Origin of the sequence: Pelomonas sp. KK5 (assembly GCF_001984095.1) — a bacterium.
Lineage (GTDB): Bacteria > Pseudomonadota > Gammaproteobacteria > Burkholderiales > Burkholderiaceae_C > KK5.
In genome coordinates, this window is the sequence record NZ_LYVQ01000096.1 from 1 (window position 1) to 24,046 (window position 24,046).

The 24,046-nt window shown below is 68.5% G+C and carries 26 protein-coding genes and 2 tRNA genes; 6 read left to right on the forward strand and 22 right to left on the reverse strand.

What is annotated here, in order from left to right; all coding sequences use genetic code 11:
* Positions 1-30: 30 nt before the first annotated feature.
* Positions 31-291 (reverse strand): 30S ribosomal protein S16, encoded by a 261-nt coding sequence (gene rpsP / locus B0W88_RS16215; protein ID WP_077035687.1) that lies wholly within the window; start codon positions 289-291, stop codon positions 31-33.
* Positions 292-484: 193 nt separating this feature from the next.
* Between rpsP and B0W88_RS16220 the strand changes: the two genes are divergently transcribed.
* A complete protein-coding gene (locus tag B0W88_RS16220; RefSeq protein WP_077035688.1) occupies positions 485-1,036 on the forward strand; it encodes a GNAT family N-acetyltransferase in 552 nt (183 codons plus the stop codon).
* Positions 1,033-1,455, forward strand: a complete 423-nt coding sequence (locus B0W88_RS16225; protein WP_077035689.1) for an NINE protein — start codon at positions 1,033-1,035, stop codon at positions 1,453-1,455. Before B0W88_RS16220 ends, B0W88_RS16225 begins: the two co-directional genes overlap by 4 nt.
* Before the next feature lie 36 nt (positions 1,456-1,491).
* Here B0W88_RS16225 and B0W88_RS16230 read toward each other — a convergent pair whose 3' ends face one another.
* The 9 genes from B0W88_RS16230 to murJ form a co-directional block, all read right to left on the reverse strand.
* Positions 1,492-2,508 (reverse strand): inorganic phosphate transporter, encoded by a 1,017-nt coding sequence (locus tag B0W88_RS16230; protein ID WP_077035690.1) that lies wholly within the window; start codon positions 2,506-2,508, stop codon positions 1,492-1,494.
* A gap of 8 nt (positions 2,509-2,516) precedes the next feature.
* Entirely contained in the window at positions 2,517-3,164 is a 648-nt protein-coding gene (locus B0W88_RS16235) for a DUF47 domain-containing protein (RefSeq protein ID WP_077035691.1), read from the reverse strand.
* A gap of 106 nt (positions 3,165-3,270) precedes the next feature.
* On the reverse strand, positions 3,271-3,771 hold the full coding sequence (gene folK, locus B0W88_RS16240) for a 2-amino-4-hydroxy-6-hydroxymethyldihydropteridine diphosphokinase (RefSeq protein WP_077035692.1): 501 nt from the start codon (positions 3,769-3,771) through the stop codon (positions 3,271-3,273).
* Positions 3,758-5,320 carry a polynucleotide adenylyltransferase PcnB gene (gene pcnB / locus B0W88_RS16245; protein ID WP_077035693.1) on the reverse strand — a complete coding sequence of 521 codons (1,563 nt, stop codon included), beginning with the start codon at positions 5,318-5,320 and terminating at the stop codon, positions 3,758-3,760. The genes folK and pcnB overlap by 14 nt, the downstream gene beginning before the upstream one ends.
* Entirely contained in the window at positions 5,317-5,985 is a 669-nt protein-coding gene (locus B0W88_RS16250) for an HAD family phosphatase (protein ID WP_077035694.1), read from the reverse strand. The genes pcnB and B0W88_RS16250 overlap by 4 nt, the downstream gene beginning before the upstream one ends.
* Positions 5,982-6,665 (reverse strand): DnaA regulatory inactivator Hda, encoded by a 684-nt coding sequence (gene hda / locus B0W88_RS16255; RefSeq protein ID WP_077035695.1) that lies wholly within the window; start codon positions 6,663-6,665, stop codon positions 5,982-5,984. The genes B0W88_RS16250 and hda overlap by 4 nt, the downstream gene beginning before the upstream one ends.
* 7 nt (positions 6,666-6,672) lie before the next feature.
* Complete coding sequence (locus B0W88_RS16260; protein ID WP_077035696.1) at positions 6,673-7,734, reverse strand: AI-2E family transporter; 1,062 nt, start codon at positions 7,732-7,734, stop codon at positions 6,673-6,675.
* Positions 7,735-7,772: 38 nt separating this feature from the next.
* Complete coding sequence (locus B0W88_RS16265; RefSeq protein WP_077035697.1) at positions 7,773-8,639, reverse strand: SirB1 family protein; 867 nt, start codon at positions 8,637-8,639, stop codon at positions 7,773-7,775.
* Positions 8,636-10,189: a murein biosynthesis integral membrane protein MurJ gene (murJ, locus tag B0W88_RS16270; RefSeq protein WP_077035698.1), complete on the reverse strand. Its 1,554-nt coding sequence runs from the start codon at positions 10,187-10,189 to the stop codon at positions 8,636-8,638. The genes B0W88_RS16265 and murJ overlap by 4 nt, the downstream gene beginning before the upstream one ends.
* A gap of 160 nt (positions 10,190-10,349) precedes the next feature.
* On the opposite strand from murJ, the gene rpsT reads away from it, so the two are divergent.
* Positions 10,350-10,643 carry a 30S ribosomal protein S20 gene (gene rpsT, locus B0W88_RS16275; RefSeq protein WP_077035699.1) on the forward strand — a complete coding sequence of 98 codons (294 nt, stop codon included), beginning with the start codon at positions 10,350-10,352 and terminating at the stop codon, positions 10,641-10,643.
* A gap of 69 nt (positions 10,644-10,712) precedes the next feature.
* On the opposite strand, the gene B0W88_RS16280 is transcribed toward rpsT, so the two are convergent.
* The 8 genes from B0W88_RS16280 to B0W88_RS16315 form a co-directional block, all read right to left on the reverse strand.
* Positions 10,713-11,435, reverse strand: a complete 723-nt coding sequence (locus B0W88_RS16280) for an alpha/beta fold hydrolase (RefSeq protein WP_233151732.1) — start codon at positions 11,433-11,435, stop codon at positions 10,713-10,715.
* A gap of 213 nt (positions 11,436-11,648) precedes the next feature.
* The gene (locus B0W88_RS16285; protein ID WP_077035701.1) at positions 11,649-12,380 is read right to left on the reverse strand and encodes an NUDIX hydrolase family protein; all 732 of its coding nucleotides are present in this window, start codon (positions 12,378-12,380) and stop codon (positions 11,649-11,651) included.
* A gap of 22 nt (positions 12,381-12,402) precedes the next feature.
* Positions 12,403-12,633 (reverse strand): DUF2789 domain-containing protein, encoded by a 231-nt coding sequence (locus B0W88_RS16290; RefSeq protein ID WP_077035702.1) that lies wholly within the window; start codon positions 12,631-12,633, stop codon positions 12,403-12,405.
* A gap of 115 nt (positions 12,634-12,748) precedes the next feature.
* Positions 12,749-12,823: transfer RNA gene (locus tag B0W88_RS16295), tRNA-Val, on the reverse strand.
* A 41-nt stretch (positions 12,824-12,864) separates the two neighbouring features.
* Positions 12,865-12,939 (reverse strand) — tRNA-Val (locus tag B0W88_RS16300).
* A 74-nt stretch (positions 12,940-13,013) separates the two neighbouring features.
* Positions 13,014-13,739, reverse strand: a complete 726-nt coding sequence (gene dnaQ / locus B0W88_RS16305) for a DNA polymerase III subunit epsilon (RefSeq protein WP_077035712.1) — start codon at positions 13,737-13,739, stop codon at positions 13,014-13,016.
* Between the two features lie 5 nt (positions 13,740-13,744).
* On the reverse strand, positions 13,745-14,554 hold the full coding sequence (gene lgt / locus B0W88_RS16310; RefSeq protein ID WP_077035703.1) for a prolipoprotein diacylglyceryl transferase: 810 nt from the start codon (positions 14,552-14,554) through the stop codon (positions 13,745-13,747).
* A 45-nt stretch (positions 14,555-14,599) separates the two neighbouring features.
* Positions 14,600-15,586: a lipopolysaccharide assembly protein LapB gene (locus B0W88_RS16315; RefSeq protein ID WP_144006799.1), complete on the reverse strand. Its 987-nt coding sequence runs from the start codon at positions 15,584-15,586 to the stop codon at positions 14,600-14,602.
* 84 nt (positions 15,587-15,670) lie between these two features.
* On the opposite strand from B0W88_RS16315, the gene ilvD reads away from it, so the two are divergent.
* A complete protein-coding gene (gene ilvD, locus B0W88_RS16320; RefSeq protein WP_077035705.1) occupies positions 15,671-17,344 on the forward strand; it encodes a dihydroxy-acid dehydratase in 1,674 nt (557 codons plus the stop codon).
* A gap of 7 nt (positions 17,345-17,351) precedes the next feature.
* Here ilvD and B0W88_RS16325 read toward each other — a convergent pair whose 3' ends face one another.
* A complete protein-coding gene (locus tag B0W88_RS16325) occupies positions 17,352-17,600 on the reverse strand; it encodes a TIGR04438 family Trp-rich protein (protein WP_077035706.1) in 249 nt (82 codons plus the stop codon).
* Between the two features lie 81 nt (positions 17,601-17,681).
* On the opposite strand from B0W88_RS16325, the gene B0W88_RS16330 reads away from it, so the two are divergent.
* On the forward strand, positions 17,682-18,002 hold the full coding sequence (locus B0W88_RS16330; protein ID WP_077035707.1) for a c-type cytochrome: 321 nt from the start codon (positions 17,682-17,684) through the stop codon (positions 18,000-18,002).
* A 67-nt stretch (positions 18,003-18,069) separates the two neighbouring features.
* Here B0W88_RS16330 and acs read toward each other — a convergent pair whose 3' ends face one another.
* The 3 genes from acs to sbcB form a co-directional block, all read right to left on the reverse strand.
* On the reverse strand, positions 18,070-20,031 hold the full coding sequence (gene acs, locus B0W88_RS16335; protein ID WP_077035708.1) for an acetate--CoA ligase: 1,962 nt from the start codon (positions 20,029-20,031) through the stop codon (positions 18,070-18,072).
* Between the two features lie 226 nt (positions 20,032-20,257).
* On the reverse strand, positions 20,258-20,593 hold the full coding sequence (locus B0W88_RS16340; RefSeq protein WP_077035709.1) for a hypothetical protein: 336 nt from the start codon (positions 20,591-20,593) through the stop codon (positions 20,258-20,260).
* 187 nt (positions 20,594-20,780) lie between these two features.
* Positions 20,781-22,202 carry an exodeoxyribonuclease I gene (gene sbcB / locus B0W88_RS16345; RefSeq protein ID WP_077035710.1) on the reverse strand — a complete coding sequence of 474 codons (1,422 nt, stop codon included), beginning with the start codon at positions 22,200-22,202 and terminating at the stop codon, positions 20,781-20,783.
* Between the two features lie 65 nt (positions 22,203-22,267).
* Here sbcB and B0W88_RS16350 point away from each other — a divergent pair.
* On the forward strand, positions 22,268-24,046 hold a 1,779-nt coding region (locus tag B0W88_RS16350; protein ID WP_077035711.1), incomplete at its 3' end, for a penicillin-binding protein 1A.

Below are 24,046 nucleotides of genomic sequence, written 5' to 3' on the forward strand. Positions count from 1 at the left end.
GGTCATGGCAGCGGGCTGGCAGTCGGCAGCTTAGGCAGCGGCGACGGTCTTCTTGGCAGCGTCGGCGACCAGGCGGGCGACGGTCGGCGACAGCTGTGCGCCAACGCCGGTCCAGTAAGCCACGCGGTCAGTAGCGACGCGCAGCGACTCGGCAGCACCGGAGGCAACCGGGTTGTAGAAGCCGACGCGCTCGATGAAGCGGCCGTCACGACGGTTCTGGCTGTTGGCCACGACGATGTTGTAGAAGGGGCGCTTCTTGGAGCCGCCGCGAGCCAGACGAATAACAACCATGATGATTCCTTGAGAACTTAAAGAAGGATCGACCGCGCCAGGAGACACTCTGGGCGAGAAGATCGGAGTGACCGCGTTGGAACAACGCCAGTCGCTTTCGGTGCCGCAAGTGCGAGACTCATACGCCGGGCTTCAATCCGGCCAGCACCAGAACCGCGCATTATAAACTGGGGAATTGCCCTTACCAAGCCAAATGAGCCAAGAAGCCCTCAAACCCGCGCCGGCGATCACGCTGCGCCCCAGCACCGAAGCCGACATCCCGGCCATTCATGCCATCTACGAACAGGCCGTGCTGCACGGCACCGGCACCTTCGAGACCGAGGTTCCGGACCTGGCCGAGATGACCCGCCGCCGCGCCGAGGTGCTCGGCCGCGCCCTGCCTTGGCTGGTGGCCGAGCAGGACGGCGAAGTAACGGGTTATGCCTACGCCAACTACTTCCGTCCGCGCATGGCCTACCGCTTCTGCCTGGAGGATTCGATCTACCTGTCGCCGGCCGCCCAGGGCAAGGGCGTGGGCAAGCTGCTGCTGGCCGAGCTCATGGCCCGCTGCGAGGCCGCGGGCGCGCGCCAGATGCTGGCCGTCATCGGCGATGCGCAGAACAAGGGCTCGATCGGCGTGCACACCTCGCTGGGCTTCGAGCATACTGGCGTGCTCAAGAGCGCCGGCTGGAAGTTCGGTCGCTGGCTGGACGTCGTCCTGATGCAGCGCCAACTGGGCCCCGGCGACACCAACAGCCCGGCATGAGCGCCGTCTACAAATCGAAGGCCGCCGCCACCTGGCTGGCGCTGGCGCTGGGCAGCCTGGGTGTGCACCGCCTCTACCTGCGCGGCTTCGGCGACCGCCTCGCCTGGCTGCATGCAGCGCCGACGCTGGTCGGCCTGTACGGCGTGCAGCGCATGGACCAGCTGGGCCAGGACGACCGCCTCGCCTGGCTGCTGATCCCCTTCCTGGGCGCGATGCTCGTGCAGGGCATGATCCACGGCATCGTCTACGGGCTGACGCCGGACGAGCGCTGGAACGCGCGCTGGAACCCCGGGCAGCCCGAGCGCGCGAGCGGCTGGGCCGCCGTCATCGGCGTCGTGTGCTGCGTCTTCCTCGGCGGCATCGTCTTGATGTCGACGATCGCGTTCAGCGCGCAGCGTTACTTCGAATCGCAGGTCTGACCATGAAGAACGGCCCCCGAGGGGCCCGCTTGTTCGTCAGAACATCGTGAACGAAACCCAGTAGCAGACCCCGGCGATGAAGGCCGAGGCCGGGATCGTGAAGATCCAGGCCCAGACGATGTTGCCGGCCACGCCCCAGCGCACGCTGGAGGCGCGCTGCACCGAACCCACGCCGACGATGGCGCCGGTGATCGTGTGCGTGGTCGAGACCGGCACGCCCAGGGCGGTGGCCAGGAACAGCGTGATCGCGCCACCCGTCTCCGCGCAGAAGCCACCGACCGGCTTCAGCTTGGTGATCTTCTGGCCCATCGTGCGGACGATGCGCCAGCCGCCGAACATCGTGCCCAGGCCGATGGCGATGTAGCAGGCCGCGATCACCCACACCGGCGGCGAAGCGGCGCCCGCCTCCGCATAGCCGCTGGTGATCAGCAGCAGCCAGATCAGGCCGATCGTCTTCTGCGCGTCGTTGCCACCGTGGCCGAGGCTGTAGAGGCCGGCCGACACCAGTTGAAGGCGGCGGAACCAGTTGTCCACGCGCAGTGGCGGCGTGCGGCGGAACAGCCAGGCGACGACCACCATCATCAGAGAGCCGAGCAGGTAACCCAGCAGCGGCGAGACGAAGATGAACAGCACCGTCTTCAGGATGCCGGAGGCCACCAGCTTGCTGGCGCCGGCCTTGGCGATCACCGAGCCCACCAGGCCGCCGATCAGCGCATGCGAGGAGCTCGACGGGATGCCATACCACCAGGTGATCACGTTCCAGGCGATCGCGCCGGTCAGCGCGCCGAAGATCACATGGTGATCGACGATGCCCGGGTCGACCGTGCCCTTGCCCACCGTGGCCGCCACCTTCAGCTCGAAGATGGCGATGGCGACGACGTTGAAGAAGGCGGCGAACAGCACCGCCTGCTGCGGCTTCAGCACGCCGGTGGAGACCACCGTGGCGATCGAGTTGGCCGCGTCATGGAAGCCGTTCATGAAGTCGAACGCGATGGCCATGACGACCAGCAGCGCGACGACCCAGAAGGCCACCTGTACCGTTTGAGCGTGCATGTTCTTCTTCAGGAATTCTCGAGAACGATGCCTTCGATCAGGTTGGCCACGTCTTCGCAGCGGTCGGAGATGGACTCCAGCTGCTCGTAGATGGCCTTCAGCTTGATCAGTTCGCGCACGTCCGGCTGCTCACGGAACAGCTTGGACATGGCCGCGCGCATCACGCGGTCGGCGTCGGACTCGAGCTTGTCGATCTCCTCGCAGGTCTTGATCGCGGCCTCGGCGGTCTTGGGCTCGCTGAGCTTGGGCAGCAGCGAGACGGCATGCTGGACGCGCTCGCAGCACTTGGCCGAGAGTTCGCCCAGGCGCAGCACTTCCTCAGGGATCGAGCGCACGTCATACAGCGACATGGTCTCGGATGAGTCCTGGAGCAGGTCCAGGATGTCGTCCATCGCGTTGATCAGGCTGTGGATCTGCTCGCGGTCGATCGGCGTGATGAAGGTCCGGTGCAGCATGCGGTTGACCTCGGCGGTCACGCGGTCGGCATGGTGCTCGGCCTTGTCGACCTCGGCCGCGTACTTCTCGCGCTGGTCGAGGTCGTTGTAGTTCTGGATCATCAGCATGAAGGCGCGCGCGCCTTCGACGATCTGAGCGCCGTGCTCATTGAAGAGCTCGAAAAAATTGCCCTCTCGGGGCAGCAGCTTGCCAAAAAACATGTTCTCTCCTGGGCCCGGCGCGGCGACGGCGCGCGCCCGGCAAGGGCGAGAGTGTAATTGGAGCTGTCACCAATCGTTCATATTCCCGTCACGGTTGCAAAGACGCTCAGCTTGTCGCGTCAAGGCGGGTGATGGCTTGGTCGGCCACCGCGGCCAGATGGCCGCTCAAGGGACCGAGGCCGGGCGCGTCGAGATCGGGCGTCAGCTCCAGCAGCGGATGCAGCACGAAGGCGCGCCGGTGCAGGCGGGGATGGGGCACGGTGAGGCGCGGCGTGACGATGCGCCGGTCGCCGTAGAGCAGCAGGTCCAGGTCCAGTGTGCGCGGCGCGTTGACGTAGGGCCGTTCGCGACCGTGGGCCTGTTCGATGGCCTGCAGGGCGTCCAGCAGCGCCTCGGGCGCCAGCGTGGTGTCGAGCATCACGACGGCGTTCAGGTAGTCGGGGCCGCCGGCATCGACGGGCGCGGTGCGATAGAAGCCGGACGCGGCCCGCAGTTCCGTCAGCGGCAATGCCGCCAGCGCAACCAGCGCCTCGTCCAGCGTGCGGCGCAGGTCGCCGAGGTTGGCGCCCAGGCCGATGTAGGCCCGGACCGAATCAGGCGCCGACATCCGCGCTGCCGCCGGCCGCCTTGGCGCCCGCGGGCTTGCGGCGGCGGCGGCGCTTCTTGGCCGGCGCAGAGGCGCCATCGCCCTCGACGCTCGCCTCGGCCGTGTCGTCGCCCTGCTGCTCCGCCTTCGGCGCCTGCGGCTTGCGCGGCACCTGGTGCACCTTGGGGCCGCGGGTCTTCTTGTCCTTCTCGCGCGCCTCCTCGACCAGCGCGGCGCGGTCGTCCTCGCTGCCCAGCGCGAAGTCTTCCCACCAGTCGGCCAGGGCGCCGTCGATCTCGCCGGCATCGGCGCGCAGGCGCAGGAAGTCGAAGCCGGCGCGGTAGCGCGGCTGCTCGACCAACGTGTACACGCCCGAGCCGCTGCGGCGCTCGAAGCGCGGCTGCATCATCCAGATCTCGCGCATGTCGGTGGCCAGCTTGCCGCGGCCGGAGATGTCGCCGATGCGCTTGTCGAAGACCTCGTCGATCGCCATCGACAGCGCCGGCACCGTCGGCTCGCCGCCCTCGCGGATGCGGGTCCAGCGGTCCAGCACCTCGCGCCACAGCATGCAGGCGAGCATGAAGCTGGGGCTGACGCCGCGGCCTTCCTGCACGCGGCGGTCGGTGTCCTCGAAGGCCATCTGCACGAACTTGCCGGCCACGCCCTCGGCCAGTTCGCCGTCCTTGGTCAGCATCGCGTCCAGGATCGGGAACACGCCGCGGGCCAGGCCCTGCTTCTTCAGCTCGCGCAGGCTGGCCAGCGAGTGCCCCGTCTGCAGCAGCTTGATCATCTCGTCGAACATGCGCGAGGGCGGCACGTTGGCGAGCAGCGCGGCGCAGGCCTTGACCGGCGCGCGCGTCTTGGGCTCCAGCTCGAAGCCCAGCTTGGCGGCGAAGCGCACCGCACGCACGATGCGCACCGGGTCCTCGCGGTAGCGGGTGTCCGGGTCGCCGATCATGCGCAGCACGCGCTTCTTCGCGTCGGCCATGCCGCCGTGGTAGTCCACCAGCAGCTGGCGCTGCGGGTCGTAGTACATCGCGTTGACGGTGAAGTCGCGGCGCGCGGCGTCCTCGATCTGCGGGCCCCAGACGTTGTCGCGCAGCACCCGGCCCTCGGCATCGACCACATGGCTCTTGCCGGCCAGCTCGGCCTTGGAACTCTTCTCGTCGCCCTTCACCTGCTCGGCGGCCTCGCTGCCCAGCAGCGCGCGGAAGGTGGAGACCTCGATCACCTCGTGCTCGCGCCCGCGGCCGTAGACGACGTGGACGATGCGGAAGCGCCGGCCGATGATGAAGGCGCGGCGGAACAGGCCCTTGACCTGCTCGGGCGTGGCGTTGGTGGCCACGTCGAAGTCCTTGGGCCGCATGCCCAGCAGCAGGTCGCGCACCGCGCCGCCGACGATGTAGGCCTCGAAGCCGCCGTCGGCCAGCGTCTGCACGACGCGCACCGCGCGCTCGTCCAGCAGCTTGGGGTCGATGCCGTGGTCGGCCGCCTGCACCTCCACGCGCTTGCCCAGCGGACTGGCTGCCGCGCTCTTGCCGAGCAGCTTGTCAATGAATTTCTTGATCATGCGAATAACTGAAGAATGGGCCAGCCACGCGCGGTGGCGATATCGGCCAGCGCCGGCGAGGGGTTCGTCGCCACCGGGTGGCTGACGATGTCCAGCAGGGGAAGGTCGTTGGTCGAGTCGCTGTAGAACGTGACGCGCTCGAAGTCCGCCCATTGTCGCCCCAAGCCGGCGAGCCAGTCCTGCACCCGCGCGATCTTGCCGGCCTGGAAGGACGGCACGCCGTCCACATGGCCGGTGTAGCGCCCTGCCCCGTCACGGGCCAGGCGGACGGCGATCAGGTGCTCGACGCCGAAGGCCGCGGCGATCGGCGTGGTGACGAACTCGTTGGTGGCGGTGACCACGGCCACCAGGTCGCCGGCCTGCTGGTGCTCGCGCACCAGGTCCAGCGCATTGGCGCGGATCATCGGCTGGATCACCTCGGCCATGTAGCGCTCGCGGGCGGCCAGCGCCTCCACCATCGGGCGGGCGCGCCAGACCGAAGTGGCGAAGTCGATGTAGGCATCCAGGTCCAGCTTGCCGGCCGTGTAGTCGGCATAGAACTGGTCGTTGCGGGCCTGCCAGGCTGCGCCGTCGGCCCAGCCGATGCTGACCATGAAGGCGCCGAAGGCGTGGTCGGAATCGCCGGGGATCAGCGTGCCGTCGAGGTCGAAGAGGGTCAGGTTCATGGCAAAGGGGTGCTTGTTTCCTCGTCGGCCAGCATCTGCTTGAGCAGCGGCAGGGTGACGGCGCGCTTGGCGGCCATCGCGAAGTCATCCAGCCGCTGCAGCAGCTGCATCAGGTGCTTCAGGTCGCGGGCGAAACGGGTGAGCAGGTAGTCGATGATCTCGTCGCCTAACAGCAAGCCTCGACGGTCTGCCTCGCGGCGCAGCGCGGCGCGGGTCTCGGCCTCGGACAGCGGCTGCAGCGCGAAGGTGGGGCCCCAGCCGAGGCGCGAGCGCAGGTCGTCGCGCAGCGCCAGATCGGTGGGCGGGGCGTCGCCGGTGGCGACGATCGCCAGGCCCAGCGTCGCCGCCTCCACGAAGAGCGCGAAGGCCGCGCGCTGCTGGCCTTCGTCGAAGCGCTCGCAGTCGTCGAGCAGCAAGAGGCTCGGCTGGGCCGGCAGTTCCCAGGGCACGCAGGTGTCGGCGTCGTACCAGCCGACCTGGGCGCCGCCGGCCTGCCAGCGCTCGGCCAGCGCACGCAGCACATGGGTCTTGCCGCTGCCGCGCAGGCCCCAGAGAAAGACCGGCGGCGCGCCGGGTGTCAGCGCGCGCAGCTGGGCCAGCGCGGCGGCATTGGCGCCGGGCAGGAAGTTGTCGAAGGTGAAGACCGGCGCCGGGCCGATCGCTAGCGGAATCTGTTTCAAGAAGACCTCAGCCCTGGTACAGCGGGCTATCCAAATAGGCGGCGTGCAGCCGGCGCACGGCCACCACGCCCAGCGCGCTGACCGGCAAGGCGATCAGCACACCGACAAAACCGAACAGGTGGCCGAAGGCCAGCAGCGCGAAGATCACCATCAGCGGCGACAGGCCGATGCGCTCGCCCACCAGGCGCGGCGTCAGCACGAAGCTCTCCAGCAACTGGCCCAGGCCGTAGACCACCGCCACCGCGATCAGCCCGTACCAGCTCGCGAACTGCAGCGCGCCGGCCAGCAGGGCCAGCAGCAGGCCGCTGCCGAAGCCGAGATAAGGGATGAACACCGCCAGGCCGGTGAACACGCCGATCGGCAGCGCCAGCTCGAAGCGGGCCAGGCCCAGCGCCACGCTGTAGTAGACGGCCAGCAGCAGCATCACCAGGATCTGCCCGCGCAGGTACTGGCCCAGCATCTGGTCGCATTCCTTCAGGAAGCCGCCGACCGACGGCCGCGCGCGCGGCGGCACCAGCCGCCAGCCCCGCTCCAGCAGCGAGGGCCAGTCGTACAGCAGGTAGAACAGCACCACCGGCAGCAGCACCGCATTGCCGATGATGGCCAGCAGGAAGCTGCCGCCGATGCGGGCCGAGGACAGGCCGGTGGCGATCCAGTCCTCGATGTTGGCATCCAGGTACTTGAAGACGAAGGCCTTGACGCTGGCCGCGTCCAGCGAGACCTGCACGCCATGCGACTGCAGCCAGGGCACGACGTTCTCGTTCAGCGAGGTCACCAGCAGCGGGATCTGCTGCTTCAGCAGCGGCAGCTCCTTGCTGAGGATCGGGATCACCAGCAGCAAGGCCGTGCTGACGGCCAGGATCAGCAGCAGCTCCACCAGCGCCACCGCCAGCATCCGCGGCACGCGGCGACGCACCAGCGCCTCGACCGCCGGCGTCAGCGCATAGGCCAGCACCGCCGCCAGGATGAAGGGCGCGAGCACCGGCGAGAGCAGCCAGAGCAGCGCGAACCCAAGGACGGCCAATACCGTCCAGGCAAGCGCCTGGCGTTGAGCTGAGGTGAGTGTCATGGTGGGATGAATGGCCCGCGATTCTATTCAGTGAATCGTCAATGCAAGGGCGGCTCACCCCGCTCGCGCAGCGCGCGCAGGCGCTGGCGCAGCGCCGCGCTGTCGGGCGCCTGGGGCTGGTGTTCGAGGTAGAAGGCCAGGTCCTCGGCGGCGGCCGGCCAATGGCCCAGCGTCTCCAGCAGCAGGCCGCGGTCGCGGCGCTCGCCGGCATCGGCCGGCAGCAGCAGCACCAGGCGCTGCTGCACCGCCAGCAAACGCGGCATGTCCTCCGCGGCGCGATGGATCTCCTTCAGGTTGCGCAGCATCCGGGCCAGGATCTGGCGCGGCGTGGCGGCCTGCAGGAACAGCTCCACCGGCAGTTCCAGGTCGTCCGGCAGGCCGCTGCCATGGCGGTAGCTCTGCAGCAGTTCGTCGAGCCGGTTGCGCGACAGCGACTGGCCGGTGAAGGGGTCCAGCACCACCTCGTGCGCGTCGATCCTCAGCTTGACGAGGAAGTGGCCGGGGAAGGAGATGCCCTGCGCGCGCAGGCCGATCTGCGTGGCCATCTCCAGGAAGATGACGGCCAGGCTGATCGGGATGCCGCGGCGCGTGGCCAGCACCTGGTGGACATAGCTGTTGCCGCGGGCGTAGTAGTCGTTGACGTTGCCGGCGAAGCCCAGTTCCACATGGAAGTAGCGCGTCAGCAGGCGCAGCCGGTGCGCGGGCGAGGCATCGGCCGGGATGCGGTCGCGCAGGCGCTGGGCCAAGGCGTCGACCTCGGCCAGCACGCCCTGCGCGTCGACCTCGGGCAGTTCGTCCTGCGCGATCGAGGCGGCCGCCTCCAGCAGGTTCAGGCCTGCATCGTCGGCCACCAGGGTCGCGAAGTATTCCAGCGGCGTCGGGGCGTGCAGCAGGCGTGGGTTCATGCGGAACGGCGGAGGAAGGTCTTCAGGTCCTGGCCGCACACCACCAGCACGATGAAGTAGAGCGCGGCCGATGCCGCAAGACTGCCTGCCAAGGCCAGCGCGCGCAAGCCTTCGTGAGCGCCCATCGCCACCCAGTCCAGCCGGGTGGAGAGTTCATATTGCAGCGCGCCCATCGCGGCGCTGGCGGCCGCGACGCGCAGCAGGAAGACGCGCCAGCCGGCCTTCGGCTTGTAGCTGCCGACCTTGCGCAGGCCGCGCAGCAGCATGCCGGCGTTGATCATCGCGCCCAGGCCGATGGACAGGGCCAGCCCCGCGACGCCCAGCAGCGGCACGAAGACCAGGTTCAGCAACTGCGTGACCACCAGCACCGCGATCGCGATGCGCACCGGCGTCCTCGTGTCCTGGCTGGCGTAGAAACCCGGCGCCAGGACCTTCACCGCCACCAGGCCCAGGAGGCCGAAGCCGTAGCCCATCACCGCATGGGTCGTGTGCATCACGTCCTCGGCATTGAAGTGCCCCCGGTTGTACAGCACCGCCACCATCGGCTTGGCAAAGGCCACCAGGGCCACGCCGCAGGGCACGGCCAGCAGCGAGACCAGGCGCAGGCCCCAGTCCAGCAGGTTCGAATAGGCCTCCATCTCGCCCTTGGCGCGCACGGCCGAAAGCTGCGGCGTCAGCACCGCGCCCAGGGCCACGCCCAGCAGCGAGATCGGGAACTCCATCAGCCGGTCCGCATAGGTCAGCCAGGACGCCGCACCGACGCCGACCGCCAGTGCCAGCTGGGTGTTGATCAGCAGCGAGAGCTGCGCCACGCCGACGCCGACCAGCGCCGGCGCCATCTGCGCCAGCACGCGCCGCACGCCCGGATGCTGCCAGGCAAGGCTGAGCTTCATCGGCCGCGGCAGCGCGCCGATGCGCGCCAGCGCCGGGATCTGCACCAGCAGTTGCAGGATGCCGCCGATCATCACGCCGATCGCCAGCGCATAGATCGGCCGCCAGCCCCAGCCGGCCATGTGCGGCACGAGCCACCAGCCGGCAAAGATAACGCTGAGGTTCAGCAGCACCGGCGTGACCGCCGCCACCATGAAGCGCCGCCAGGTATTCAGGATGCCGCCCGCCAGCGCCACCAGCGAGATGCAGCCGATGTAGGGGAACATCCAGCGGGTCATCACGATCGCGGCGTCGCGGCCCTCGTCGGTGAGGCCCGCGCCCAGCATCCAGACCAGCACCGGCGCGCCGATGACGCCCACGATGCAGACGAGCGCCAGCACCCAGGCCAGGATGGTCGCGACCGCGTCGATCAGCGCGTGCGTGGCCTCGTCGCCATCGCGGGCGCGGGCGGCAGCCAGGACCGGCACGAAGGCCTGCGAGAACGCCCCCTCGGCGAACAGCCGGCGCAGCAGGTTCGGAATGCGCAGGGCCACCTGGTAGGCGTCGGTCAGCGTGCTGGCACCGAACAGCGCGGCCAGCATCTGCTCGCGGACCAGGCCCAGGATGCGCGACACCAGCGTCAGGACGGAAATCAGGGAGGCAGCACGCAGCAGGTTCATGGGCAGGGGCAGTGGAACACGAGCCCGAAGCGGGGCTCCGGGGCGCCGCATTATCAGCGCCGCCGCCCTGCCCTCGCTGACGCCGAGTGTCAGAACTTTGTCATCGAGCGATTTGACTGCTATACTCGCGGTCTTTGCACCAACTGGGTAGAACCACAGCATGGCAACCTCCTCCAAAGCCAAGAAGACCGTCCGCACGGCATCGGGCCTGAAGCGCGCCCGTCAGGACGTTAAGCTCAACGCCGCCAACACCGCGCTGCGCTCGCATTTCCGCACGGTCATCAAGAACGTGCAAAAGGCCGTTGTCGCTGGCGACAAGACCAAGGCTGCTGACCTGTTCAAGCACGCTCAATCGGTGATCGACTCGGTCGCCGACAAGGGCATCTTCCACAAGAACAAGGCCGCTCGTCACAAGAGCCGCCTGTCGGCCAAGATCAAGGCCCTGGCCGCCTAACAAACCAGCTCTGGTGCAAATGCAAAAGCCCGCTTCGGCGGGCTTTTTGTTTGCCCGGCTGCTTCGTCGTCAGCGCAGCACGCCCTGCATCTGGCGCATCTGCAGCCACTCGCCGACGGCGCGCGCCACCCAGGGGCCATCGTCCAGCGGCAGGTCGTGCCCGGCCTTCGTATGCAGGCGCAGCGGCGCGCCCCAGGCGCGGCTGATCGCGCGGGAGCAGCGCCAGTCCACCACCTGGTCGGCCTTGCTGCACAGGAGCAGCATCGGCGTCGCCGGACGCCCGCGGCTGGCCCGGTAGCTGATCGCCGCCACCGCCTGGCGCAGCGTATTGCGCAGGCCCACCGGGTGCTCGCGCTGCAGGCTCACCCACTGGTCAAGCGTCGATTCGTCGTCGCGCGGCAGCAGCCGTGTCGTCAGGCTCAGCACGCGCGCCTCGCGGCGGCGGGCCGCACGGCGGTTCAGGCTCAGCAGCAGCAGCGCGAGGTAGCTCGGCCGCAGGTAGCGCCGGTAGAAGGCGACGAAGGGCCGCAGGCTGGTGTTGATCAGCACCGCGCCGCTGACCTCACGCGGGTAGCGAGCCACCCAGTCGCTGACCACCATCGCGCCCAGCGACATCGCCAGCAGATGGACCGGGCCGTCAACGCCGCGTGCGGCCAGTTCGTCCCGGCAGGCCTCGACGATGGCGGGCACCTGCATCGGGCTCGGCTGCTGATGCAACACCCCGGTGCCCGGCAGGTCGAGCAGGATCAGCCGAGCACCGGGCTGCTGCGCCTGCAGTTGCTCGCGCAGCATGACCGGAAACTGGCCCCAATGGCCACTCTCTCGGGACAGTCCCCTCAATAGCACCCAGACGGCGGGCCGGCTGCTTGCTGATGCGCTGTTCGTCGCGCTCATCGTTCGTTACACCTTGGACGACGTTCACCATCTGCGCGCCCTGCGCACAGATCCCTCGTGCGCGCATTATGTCCAAAGGTTTCGCCCAATGGGGCAGGCTCGGCGATCGCGCTACATCAACTTTGAGAGTTGCAGCGCGGCGGCGGCATCGGCCGTCATCTCTCCGAGACGCGCCTGAAGCTGCCCGGGCGAGAGCAGCAGGAATTCGCTGACCTCGCCGTCCTGGTTGGCGGGCGCGAAGTCGGCCGGCAGCGCCAGGTCGTACACGTGCAGCACCTCGTCGTGCCAGCCCTCCAGCTCCATGCGGCGCGTGCGCACGGCACCGCGCGAAACCAGGCCGGCCGCCAGCGCCGCGGGCACGCCAGCCTCCTCGAACAGCTCGCGGCGCGCGCAGTCCAGCAGGTCCTCGCCGGCGCCGAGGCCTCCGGCGGCCAGGCTGTCCAGCCGCCCGGGATCGATTGCCTTCAGCGTCGAGCGGCGCCCGCACCAGACCCGCCCGTCGGCCAGCAGGCCATTCACATGCACCGCCCGGCTCATCAACCCGAAGAAGCGGAAGGCCGAGCGCTCCAGCGTGAACAGCTCCTCGCCGAAGGCCAGGCACGGATCGGCCACCGGCATCTCGCAGCGGTAGCGCTCACTGCGCCAGCCGTGGATGTGGCCGAGCCGGTGCAGCGCGAGCGCCGCGTCCTGGATTTGCGCGGAGCGCTCGCCGGGATCGTCGCTGCCGGGACGCCAGCGCATCACGCCACCGTCGCGGCGCGCCGAGGGCAGCACCGCCGGCAGCAGCGCGGCGCGCCCGTCCTCGATCTGGCCGATCGGCCAGTCGTCCAGAAAGAATTCCACGATGGGTGAGTAACTCTGAAACTCAGCGCAGCGCGAGGTTCAGTTGGTCGATCACCTCGGCCCAGTCGGCATCGCGGCCGACGCCGTCGTTCAAGAGCGCCGCCTGGGCCGGCGTCCAGAACGGGGCCTGGGCCAGCAGCACGTCGGGCGGCAGCGGGCGGTGCGCGTGGATGAAGCGGCCGATCGAGGCATCGTCGTCGGGCAGGCCCAGCTGGGCGAAGAGTTCGGAGAATCGGTGGTGGGCGGCTTCCATGATCGTGTCCTCCTGTTGGGCTGCTCGTGGCAATTGTCGTTCCAAGCCCGGCAGGCAGCCGGCGCCCAGAAAGACAAAACCACGCGGGATCGCTCGATCCGGCGTGGTTCCGTATTGGTGGGCGGTGAGGGTTTCGAACCCCCGACCCCGACAGTGTGAATGTCGTGCTCTACCCCTGAGCTAACCGCCCTGTATTCCGTCGTTCAGATCGCGTTCCACCAGCCTTCAGGCTGGTGGGCGGTGAGGGTTTCGAACCCCCGACCCCCACAGTGTGAATGTGATGCTCTACCCCTGAGCTAACCGCCCGATCTGTCTTCTTCGTCACCGCATTTCTGCAGCAGCGAAGCCCGCTATTGTGCCATGAAAATCCGGCGCCTCAATCAAGAAACTTGCGGCGCCTGTTCGTCCTGCCAGATGCGCTTGCCGCCGCTGGCCTTGTCCAGCTCGGTCATCACCTTGGCATGCAGCGCGAGCTCGGCCTCGCCGGCGCGCAGCACCGGCAGCGCATAACGGCTCAAGTCGACGGCAGCGATACGCAGCTCGCCACCGCCTCCGCCCTCGCCCGCTGACTCGTCGATGACCAGCGAGTCCTGCCCGCGGGTCATGTTGATGTAGACCTGGGCCAGCAGCTTGGCGTCGATGTGGGCGCCGTGCAGCTCGCGCTTGGAGTTGTCCACGTCCAGGCGCGAGCAGAGCGCGTCCAGCGTGTTCTTCTTGCCCGGGAACATCTCGCGGGCCATCGCCAGCGTGTCGCGCACGCCGCCGATCTGCTCGTGGATGACCGGGCGGCCCAGGCGCTTCAGTTCCGCGTTGACGAAGCCGATGTCGAAGGCCGCGTTGTGGATCACCAGCTCCGAGCCTGCGACGAACTCGACGAACTCGTCGACGATCTCGGCGAACTTCGGCTTGTCGGACAGGAACTCGGCCGACAGCCCGTGCACGTTGAACGCCTCCTCGGGCATGTCGCGCTCGGGGTTGACGTAGAGGTGCAGGTAGCGGCCGGTCAGCTGCCGGTTGACCATCTCCACGCAGCCGATCTCGACGATGCGGTCGCCGCCGTTGGCTTCGAGGCCGGTGGTTTCAGTGTCGAAGAAGATCTGGCGCATCGTGTTCAAGCCTCCTTGCGCTTCGTGGCCCAGGCCCACATCGCCAGGCCGGCCAGCACCATCGGCACGCACAGCCACTGGCCCTGGCTCAGGTGCAGCCAGCGGCTGTCCAGCGGCAGGAAGTCGTCGGGTTCGCGGAAGTATTCGGCGATGAAGCGCAGGATGCCGTAGCCCACCAGGAACAGGCCCGAGACCTGGCCGGTCTTGCGCGGATGGCGCGCGTACAGCCACAGCAGCACGAAGAGCAGCAGGCCTTCGCCGAGGAACTGGTAGATCTGCGAGGGATGGCGCGGGATGCCTCCGTCATGCGCCTGCGGGAACACCATCGCCCAGGGCAGGCTCGGGTCGGCCGCGCGGCCCCACAGTTCCCCATTGATGAAATTGCCGATGCGGCCGGCGGCCAGGCCGGTCGGCACGCAGGGCGCGACCAGGTCACCCACCTCGAGGAAGGGCCGGCCGCGCACGCGGGCGAACAGCCACAGCGCCGCGATCACGCCCAGCAGGCCGCCATGGAAGGACATGCCGCCCTTCCAGACCGCGAAGATCTCCAGCAGGTTCTTCGCGTAGTAGTCGGGCTTGTAGAACAGCACATAGCCCAACCGCCCGCCCAGCACCACGCCCAGCACGCCGAAGAACAGCAGGTCGTCCACATCGCCGCGGGTCCAGCCGCGGGCCGCGAACTGCGGCTGCTTCACGCGCAGATTGGCCAGCCACAGGAACAGGCCGAAGGCCGCGAGATAGGTCAGCCCGTACCAGTGCACGGCCACGGGGCCGATCGCGATGGCGACGGGATTGAACTCAGGATGGACGAGCATGCGTTGAGGGGGTCAGGACAAGGGCGGCATCATAACGAGCCCCATTCAGCCCTGGCCCAGCTCCCCCAGCAGCTTGCGCGCGTCCTTGACGTTGGCGGGATTGGAGCGCTTGTTGGCCACGAAGCGCTCCAGCGCACGGCGGGCCTCGGCCTTGTCGCCCTTGTCAGCCAGCGCCTGGCCGAGGCGGTGGTCGATCGGCAGCTTGTCCGCGCCGTCCATCGAAGCGGCCTTCTCGAACAGGCGCACGGCCTCCTCGTTGCGCCCCTGCGAGGCTTCCAGGCGGCCCATGGCGTACCAGCCGAGCGCGTGCTGGGGCCAGTCGCGCTGCAGCGCCCGGAACACCTCCTGCGCCTTGTCCGGCTGCTTGGCCCACATCAGGTCGGTGCCCAGCTGGCCCCAGGCCTCGCGCACGGCGCTCTTCAGCGCCGCATCGCCGCCGGCCTTGATGCCGCGCAGCTCGCGCTCTTCGGCGGCCCAGTCCTTGGCCTGCGCGGCCACCAGCGCGCGCACCAGCGCCGCCTGACCTGGCGTGGGCGCGCCGGCAGCCAGCTCGCGCGCCTTGGACATGCTGCCGCCCGCGATGCCCGGCACGCGCAGGTAGAACTGCGCCAGCAGCACCCGCGCCTCCAGCAGGCCGGGGTCCAGCTCCAGCGCGCGGCCCAGGTTGTCGCGCACCTTGCCGGCCAGCGAGATCGCCTTCATCGCCCCGCCGGCCAGCGCCTGCACGCCCTGCACCGCGCCCAGCGCGTAGTAGCAGGCGGCCTCGTCCCGGTGGGCCGAGATGCAATCCTCGGCGCTGCGATGGGCGGCGTCGAGGCGGGCGCCATCGATGCGGTCGGCCTGGGCCAGGGCCAGGGCAACCTGGGCCTGGGCTTCATCCGGCCGGGCGGCAAGGCGCGCCTGGGCGGCGCTCTCCAGCTGCTCGGTGCGGCCCTTGTCGAGCCAGTCGGCCCATTGCGGGTCCTTGAGTGCGCTGGCCTGGCCGCTCAGCGTGGCCACCAGGGCCGCTAACGGAAGGAATCGACGGATCATCTGAACTGCCTGACACGAATCTCGAGAGACACAAGTATGACCCTTGCCGGATACTGGGGCCGGCACCTCAGCAGGAGACCCCGGATGGGCAACTTCAATCGCCGCTCGCGCCACATCACCGAAGGCGTGGCCCGCGCACCGAACCGCTCGATGTACTACGGCATGGGCTACCAGGAGAGCGACTTCGGCAAGCCGATGATCGGCGTCGCCAACGGGCACTCGACCATCACGCCCTGCAATTCCGGCCTGCAGAAGCTGGCCGATGCCGCCGTCGAGGGCCTGAAGGCCGCCGGGGCGAACCCGCAGGTCTTCGGCACCCCGACCATCTCCGACGGCATGGCCATGGGCACCGAGGGCATGAAGTACAGCCTGGTCTCGCGCGAGGTGATCTCCGACTGCGTGGAGACCTGCGTCGGCGGCCAGTGGATGGACGGCGTGCTGGTGATCGGCGGCTGCGACAAGAACATGCCCGGCGGCATGATGGGCATGCTGCGCGCCAACGTGCCGGCCATCTACATCTACGGCGGCACGATCAAGCCCGGCCACTACAAGGGGCAGGACCTGAACATCGTCAGCGTGTTCGAGGCGGTGGGCCAGTTCAGCGCCGGCAATATGAGCGAGGAAGACTTCTGCCAGATCGAGCGCCGCGCGATCCCGGGCAGCGGCTCCTGCGGCGGCATGTACACCGCCAACACGATGAGCTCGTCCTTCGAGGCGCTGGGCATGAGCCTGCCCTACTCGTCGACGATGGCCAACGTCGAGGACGAGGTGGTTGTCAACGTGCAGCAGGCGGCCGCGGTGCTGGTGGAAGCGGTGAAGGCCGACCTGAAGCCGCGCGACATCGTCACCCGCGAATCGATCGAGAACGCGGTGGCCGTCATCATGGCCACCGGCGGCTCCACCAATGCGGTGCTGCATTTCCTGGCCATCGCCCATGCGGCCGAGGTGGACTGGACGATCGACGACTTCGAGCGCGTCCGCGCCAGGACCCCGGTGCTCTGCGACCTCAAGCCCAGCGGCAAGTACCTGGCGGTTGACCTGCACAAGGCCGGCGGCATCCCGGCCGTGATGAAGGTGCTGCTGGACGCCGGCCTGCTGCACGGCGACTGCATGACGATCACCGGCAGGACGGTCGCGCAGAATCTGGCCGACGTGCCGCCGCTGCGCGCCGACCAGGACGTGATCCGGCCGATCACCGCGCCGATGTACGAGCACGGCCACCTGGCCATCCTGCGCGGCAACCTCGCCACCGAAGGCTGCGTGGCCAAGATCACCGGGCTGAAGAACCCGGTCATCACCGGCCCCGCGCGGGTGTTCGACGACGAGCAGTCGGCGCTGGCCGCCATCATGGCCCGGCAGATCAAGGCCGGCGACGTGATGGTGCTGCGCTACCTGGGCCCCAAGGGCGGCCCCGGCATGCCCGAGATGCTGGCGCCCACCGGCGCGCTGATCGGCCAGGGCCTGGGCGAATCGGTGGGGCTGATCACCGACGGACGCTTCTCCGGCGGCACCTGGGGCATGGTGGTCGGCCACGTCGCGCCCGAAGCCCACGAGGGCGGCACGATCGCGCTGGTGCAGGAAGGCGACTCGATCACGATCGACGCGCACCAGTTGCTGCTGCAGCTCAACGTCAGCGACGAGGAACTGGTGCGCCGCCGCGCCGCGTGGACCCAGCCGGCCCCGCGCTACACGCGCGGCGTGCTGGCGAAGTTCGCGCGCAATGCGGCGAGCGCCAGCAAGGGGGCGGTGCTCGATTGAGCGCCCATCAGCGCCGCTTGCCGTCCTTGTCGATCTGGCCGAGCGCCTGCATCGCCTTCTGGCGGCGGGCCTCCTTGCGGTCTTCCATCTTGTCCATTTCCCTGCGCTTGGTGTAGCCGCTGGCATCGGCCCAGGCCCACCACACGAGCGCCCCGGCAAACGGCGACAGCACCCACCACCAGGCCCAGCCCGCCACCGGGCCGATGGCCAGCAGTTTCAGCACCAGCAGCAGCACCCCGAGACCCACAAACCACATCGCATTTCCTCCATGAGCCGGCGGCATTGCGCCCGGCAGTATCATTGCCTGAATGCTACCGCTCTCAACCGAAAGGACCCCATGAAATCCTCCGTGATCGCGCTGGCCGCCCTGGCCACGGCCGCCTTGCTGCCGACCGTTTCCTTCGCCCAAGGCGCTGCCGAACTCGCGCAGAAGAAGAACTGCATGGCCTGCCACTCGATCGACAAGAAGGTCGTCGGCCCGGCCTACAAGGACGTCGCTGCCAAGTACGGCAAGGACAAGGACGCCGTCAAGAAGCTGTCCGAGAAGGTCATCAAGGGCGGTTCCGGCGCCTGGGGCCCGGTGCCGATGCCGGCCAACACGCAGGTCAGCGAGGCCGAGGCGACCGAGCTGGTCAAGTGGATCCTGACGCTGAAGTGACGCGCTAGGTCCGCTGACGAAAAAAAGCCCCGCTGTGCGGGGCTTTTTTCATTTGAGCCTGCTTGGATCAGTACGCCTGGCCCAACTGCTCCAGGATCGCGGGGTTCTCCAAGGTCGAGGTGTCCTGCGTCACGTTCTCCCCCTTCGCCACCGACCTCAGCAGCCGCCGCATGATCTTGCCGCTGCGCGTCTTCGGCAGGTTGTCGCCGAAGCGGATGTCCTTGGGCTTGGCGATCGGGCCGATCTCCTTGGCCACCCAGTCGCGCAGGGTCTTGGCGATCGCCTTGGCCTCGTCGCCGCTGGGGCGCGGGCGCTTCAGCACGACGAAGGCGCAGATGGCCTCGCCGGTCGTGTCGTCGGGGCGGCCCACCACGGCAGCTTCCGCCACGAGTTCGGTGCAGCTCACCAGCGCCGACTCGATCTCCATCGTGCCCATCCGGTGGCCCGAGACGTTGAGCACGTCGTCGATACGGCCGGTGATGGTGAAGTAACCGGTCTGTGCGTCGCGGATCGCGCCGTCGCCGGCGAGGTAGTAGCCCTTCAGCTCCGGCGGGTAGTAGCTCTTCTTGAAGCGCTCGGGGTCGCCGTAGATGGTGCGGATCATCGAGGGCCAGGGCTTCTTGACGACCAGGATGCCGCCCTGCCCGTTCGGCACATCGTTGCCGGTCTCGTCGACGATGGCCGCCGTGATGCCCGGGAAGGGCAGCGTGCAGGAGCCCGGCACCAGCGGCGTGGCGCCGGGCAGCGGGGTGATCATGTGGCCGCCGGTCTCGGTCTGCCAGAAGGTGTCGACGATCGGGCAGCGGCCGCCGCCGACGTTGGCGTGATACCACTCCCAGGCGGCCGGGTTGATCGGCTCGCCCACGGAACCCAGCAGGCGCAGGCTCGTCAGGTCATAACGCTTCGGATGGACGGCTTCGTTGCTCTCCGCCGCCTTGATCAGCGAGCGGATCGCCGTCGGCGCCGTGTAGAAGATCGTGACCTTGTGCTTGGCGATGGTCTGCCAGAAGCGGCCGGCGTCCGGGAAGGTCGGGATGCCCTCGAAGACGATCTCGGTGCCGCCCAGCGCCAGCGGGCCATAGCTGATGTAGGTGTGGCCGGTGACCCAGCCGATGTCGGCGGTGCACCAGAAGACGTCGTCGGGCTTGAGGTCGAAGGTCCACTTGGTCGTGAGCGCCGCATGCAGCAGGTAGCCGCCGGTGCTGTGCTGCACGCCCTTGGGCTTGCCGGTGGAGCCGGAGGTGTAGAGCAGGAACAGCGGATGCTCGGCCTCCACCCATTCGGGTTCGCAGACACCGCTCATGGTGGCCGTTACGTCATGCAGCCAGAGGTCGCGGCCCTCGGTCCAGCCGACCTTGCCGCCGGTGCGCTTGTAGACGATCACGTCCTTCAGCGTCGGGCAGGCGCCGTCGGCCAGCGCCTCGTCGACGATGGCCTTCAGCGGCAGCGACTTGCCGCCGCGCTGCTGCTCGTCGGCGGTGATCAGCAGCACGGCGCCGGCGTCGTTGACGCGGTCGCGCAGGCTCTGCGCCGAGAAGCCGCCGAACACGACCGAATGGGTGGCGCCGATGCGCGCGCAGGCCTGCATCGCGGCCACGCCCTCGACCGACATCGGCATGTAGATGACGACCCGGTCGCCCTTCTTGACGCCGCGGGCCTTCAGCGCGTTGGCCAGCCTGGCGGTGCGCTCCAGCAGCTCGCTGTAGGTGACCTTCGTGACCGTGCCGTCGTCGGCCTCGAAGATGATCGCGGTCTTGCCGCCCAGGCCGGCTTCGACGTTGCGGTCCAGGCAGTTGTAGGAGACGTTCAGCCGGCCGTCCTCGAACCACTTGAAGAACGGGGCGTCGCTGTCGTTCAGGACCTTCGTGAACGGGGTCTGCCAGCTGATCAGCTCCCGGGCCAGGCGGGCCCAGTAGGCCTCGTGGTCAGCCTCGGCTTCGTCGACCAGGGCCTGGTAGCCGGCCATGCCCTTGACGTGGGCCTGGGCCTGCCACTCGGCGCTGGGCGGGTAGACGTGGGTCTCGCTCATGATGCTTGTCTCCGTTGGGGGTGATGCTGAAAACCTGATTGGCCGCGACTGTGCCGGGTCGATCTGACGACCGACTTACTGGCACCCGTTCCTCGCGCCCCGCCGTCGATCGCCATGCCCGTTCCAGGCATCGCGCATCGGCGCATTCTCGATCACCCGCCCTCCCGTCCTGCGCCTTGCCGGGCGAGACCCGCCCCGGCAAGACGCCATGGACCGGTGCAGCCGCCTACTTCTTGACGAGCTTCATCGTGCGGCCATCCTGCAGCGTGCCCTGCAGGGTCTTGCCGTCGACGAGCTTCAAGGTCGCCGTCTCGTCGATGCAGCCCTTGAGGACCGTGTTGCCCTTGATGGACACGTTCAGTTCGGACTCGGTCTGCGAATTGACGGTGACGGGGATGTCACGGTCCAGGCACTGGTCGCGGGTGACGTAGCCCTGGGCCTGCTCCAGCCGCAGGGTGCCCCCGGCCTTGGCGATCACCAGTTGGATCTGCACAGGCTCGCCCGTGGCCTTCGCCGCCGTGCCGACCCATTTGCCCTGGAACCCGGACTGGGCATGTGCCATGGACGCGACGAGCAACAACAGGCAGGAAGCCACTTTGAATGTTTTGCGCATAGAACCTCTCTCGCTTGACTCACAAGGCTGAACCATCGGGCGCATGCCACCCGATGGAGGGGTGCCATGAATAGGCGAACCGATGCTAGTTCGGCTGCGTTGGGCCAGCAAGCAGAGCCGCAGATGCAGCGTGGCCCTAAGCCAACTGCTCGGCGTAGTCGTAGAGCGCGCCGAGGATGTCCTGGCCCCGCTCGTCGGCATCGTCCAGCGTCTCGCTGAGCTGGTCGATGCGCTCCATGAAGACCGGCGCGGCCTGCTCCAGCCGGGCGGCGCAGTGTTCCTGCCAGCGCTCGGTTTCGGCTTCCGAGAGGCTGGCCGGGAAGTTGCGCGCGCGCCAGCGGAAGACGAGCTCGTCCAGCCGCTCGTCGGTGAAGTTCAGCTTGCCTTCGGCGGCCCGCTGGGCGAGCTGCTCGGGCGCGGTGGCACGCACCCGCTGCAGCGCGCGGCGGTCGTCGGGGCTGAGGAAGCCGCCATACAGATCCTCGTCCACGTCGGACGGCGGCAGCGGCTCGCGCTTGAACACCGCGCCCCACAGGCCGTCGAGCTGGCGCCCCTTCTCGGCGAGCACCTGCGCGTGGGCCAGCCCCTGCTCGATGTCCAGACTCCAGCGCTGCGCCATCTCCGCCGACAGCGTCTTCAGGTTGCCGATCACGATCGGCGACTTGTTGACGTGGATGGTCTTGATCGGCAGCCGGGTGGTGCCTTCGGGCAGGTCTTCCTGCTTGACGAACATGCGGCCGCGGATCTGCTCGGCATTGAGCTGCAGCAGTTCGGCCGGATCGGTGGACAGGTCCCAGACGATCAGCTCGTTCTTGTTGGTCGGATGCGGCGCCAGCGGCCACACCAGGCCGATGCAGCCGCGCTCGGGGCCGTACATGCCGCTGATGTGGAGGAAGGGCTTGCCGACGCCGATCTCATTCCACACGGCGTCCTTGCCGCGCAGGCGCAGGCAGAACTCGAACAGCTTGGGCTGGGCCGTCCTGATGAGCCGCGCCAGCGCGATCGTGGCGCGCACGTCGGACAGCGCATCATGCGCCGCCTCGTGGGCCAGGCCGTTGGCGGCCGTCAGGTGTTCCAGCTTGAAGGAGGGGCGGCCGTCATCGTGCTTCGGCCAGGTGATGCCGCCCGGCCGCAGCGCATAGGCGCAGCGCACGACGTCCAGCAGGTCCCAGCGGCCGCAGCCGTTCTGCCACTCGCGGGCATAGGGATCCATCAGGTTGCGCCAGAAGAGATAACGCGTTACTTCATCGTCAAAGCGGATCGTGTTGTAGCCCAGGCCGATGGTGCCGGGCCGGGCCAGCTCGGCCTCGATGCGGTCGGCGAACTCGTGCTCGGGCACGCCCTGCTCCAGGCAGGCCTGCGGCAGGATGCCGGTCAGCAGGCAGGATTCCGGGTCGGGCAGGAAGTCGGGCGCGGGCTGGCAGTACACCATCAGCGGCTCGCCGATCTCGTTGAGCTCGGCGTCGGTGCGGACGCCGGCGAACTGGGCGGGCCGGTCGCGGCGCGGGACCCGGCCGAAGGTCTCGTAGTCGTGCCAGTAGAAGGTCATGTCGTTCATGGCCGGAACGATACCCGACGGCAGGCGTGGTCATAATCCCCCGCTGCTCCCCAGTTCTCTTCTCCATGCAAAAACCGACTCCGGCCCAGCTCAAGCTCTTCGGCCTGATCCTCGCGGGCATGCTGGGTCTGATGATCCTGGCCGGCGCCATCGCCGCGGCCGTGATCTACCCGACCCTGCCCGACATCTCCGAGCTGAAGGACTATCAGCCCAAGCAGCCTCTGCGCGTGTACACGGCCGACGACGTGCAGATCGGCGAGTACGGCGCCGAGCGCCGCAAGTTCCTGCCGCTGGAGGAGATCCCCAAGCAGATGCAGGATGCGCTGCTCGCCACCGAGGACGCCGACTTCTACCAGCACGGAGCCCTCAGCTACACCGGCATCGCCCGCGCGCTGCTGACCAACCTGATCCACGGCCGCACCGTCGGCGGCGCCTCGACGATCACCCAGCAGCTGGCGCGCACGCTCTACCTCACGCGCAAGAAGGCCTACTCGCGCAAGTTCGTCGAGATGCTGCTGTCCAACAAGATCGAGAGCGAGCTGTCGAAGAAGGAGATCCTGGAGATCTACATGAACCAGATCTACCTGGGTCAGAAGGCCTACGGCTTCGAAGCCGCGGCCAACACCTACTTCGGCAAGAGCCTGAAGGAACTGTCCGTCGCCGAGACGGCGATGCTCGCCGGCCTGCCGCAGAACCCGGGCTACGCCAACCCGATCGTCAACTTCGCCCGCGCCACGCGCCGCCAGGCCATCGTGATCGACCGCATGCTGGCCACCGGCGCGATCACCGAGGCGCAGGCCCAGGCCGCGCGCGACGAGAAGCTGCACATCCGCACCGCACAGGACGTCAAGGTCCACGGCGAGTACGCCGCCGAGATGGCCCGCCAGCTGGTCTTCGCCAAGTACGGGGACGAGAGCTACACCCGCGGGCTCAAGGTCTACACGACGCTGGTCGCCGGCGAGCAGGAGACGGCCTATCACGCGCTGCGCCGCAGCCTGCTGGACTACGAACGCCGCAAGCCCTGGCGCGGGCCCGAGGGCCAGGTCGAGCTGCCGGCCACCGGCAACGACGCCGAGATGGACAGCGCCATCGGCCAGGCCCTGGCCGACCACCCCGACAACGACGAACTGCGCTCCGCCGTCGTCACCGCCGTGGCGCCGGGCAAGCTGCAGGCCACGCTGATCAGCGGGGACGATCTGACCATCACCGGCGATGGCCTGCGTGTCGCCCAGCCGGGCCTGGCGGCCAAAGCCAAGGACGAGCTGCTCATCCAGCGCGGCTCGATCATCCGCGTCCTGCGCGGCGCGCCGAACAAGGCCAATCCGCAGGGCGCCTGGGCCGTCGTGCAGACGCCCGAGGCCGAGGGCGCCTTCGTCGCGATGGAGCCGGACACCGGCCATGTGCGCGCGCTGGTCGGCGGCTTCGACTTCACGCGCAACCAGTTCAACCACGTCACCCAGGCCTGGCGCCAGCCGGGCTCCAGCTTCAAGCCTTTCGTCTACTCGGCGGCGCTGGAACAGGGCGTCACGCCCTCCACCATCGTCAACGACGCGCCGCTGGTGATCGGCGACTGGGAGCCCAAGAACTACGAAGGCACCTTCGAGGGCCCGATGAGCGTGCGCCAGGCGCTGGCCCATTCGAAGAACCTGGTCACCGTGCGGCTGATGCAGCTGGTGGGGCCGGACCGCGCGCGGCAGTGGGCCTCGCGCTTCGGCTTCGATCCGGACAAACAGCCGGACAACCTGACGCTGTCGCTGGGCTCGGGCTCGGTCACGCCGCTGCAGATGGTGGGCGCCTACTCGGTGTTCGCCAACGGCGGCTACCGGGTGCCGCCGGTGGTGATC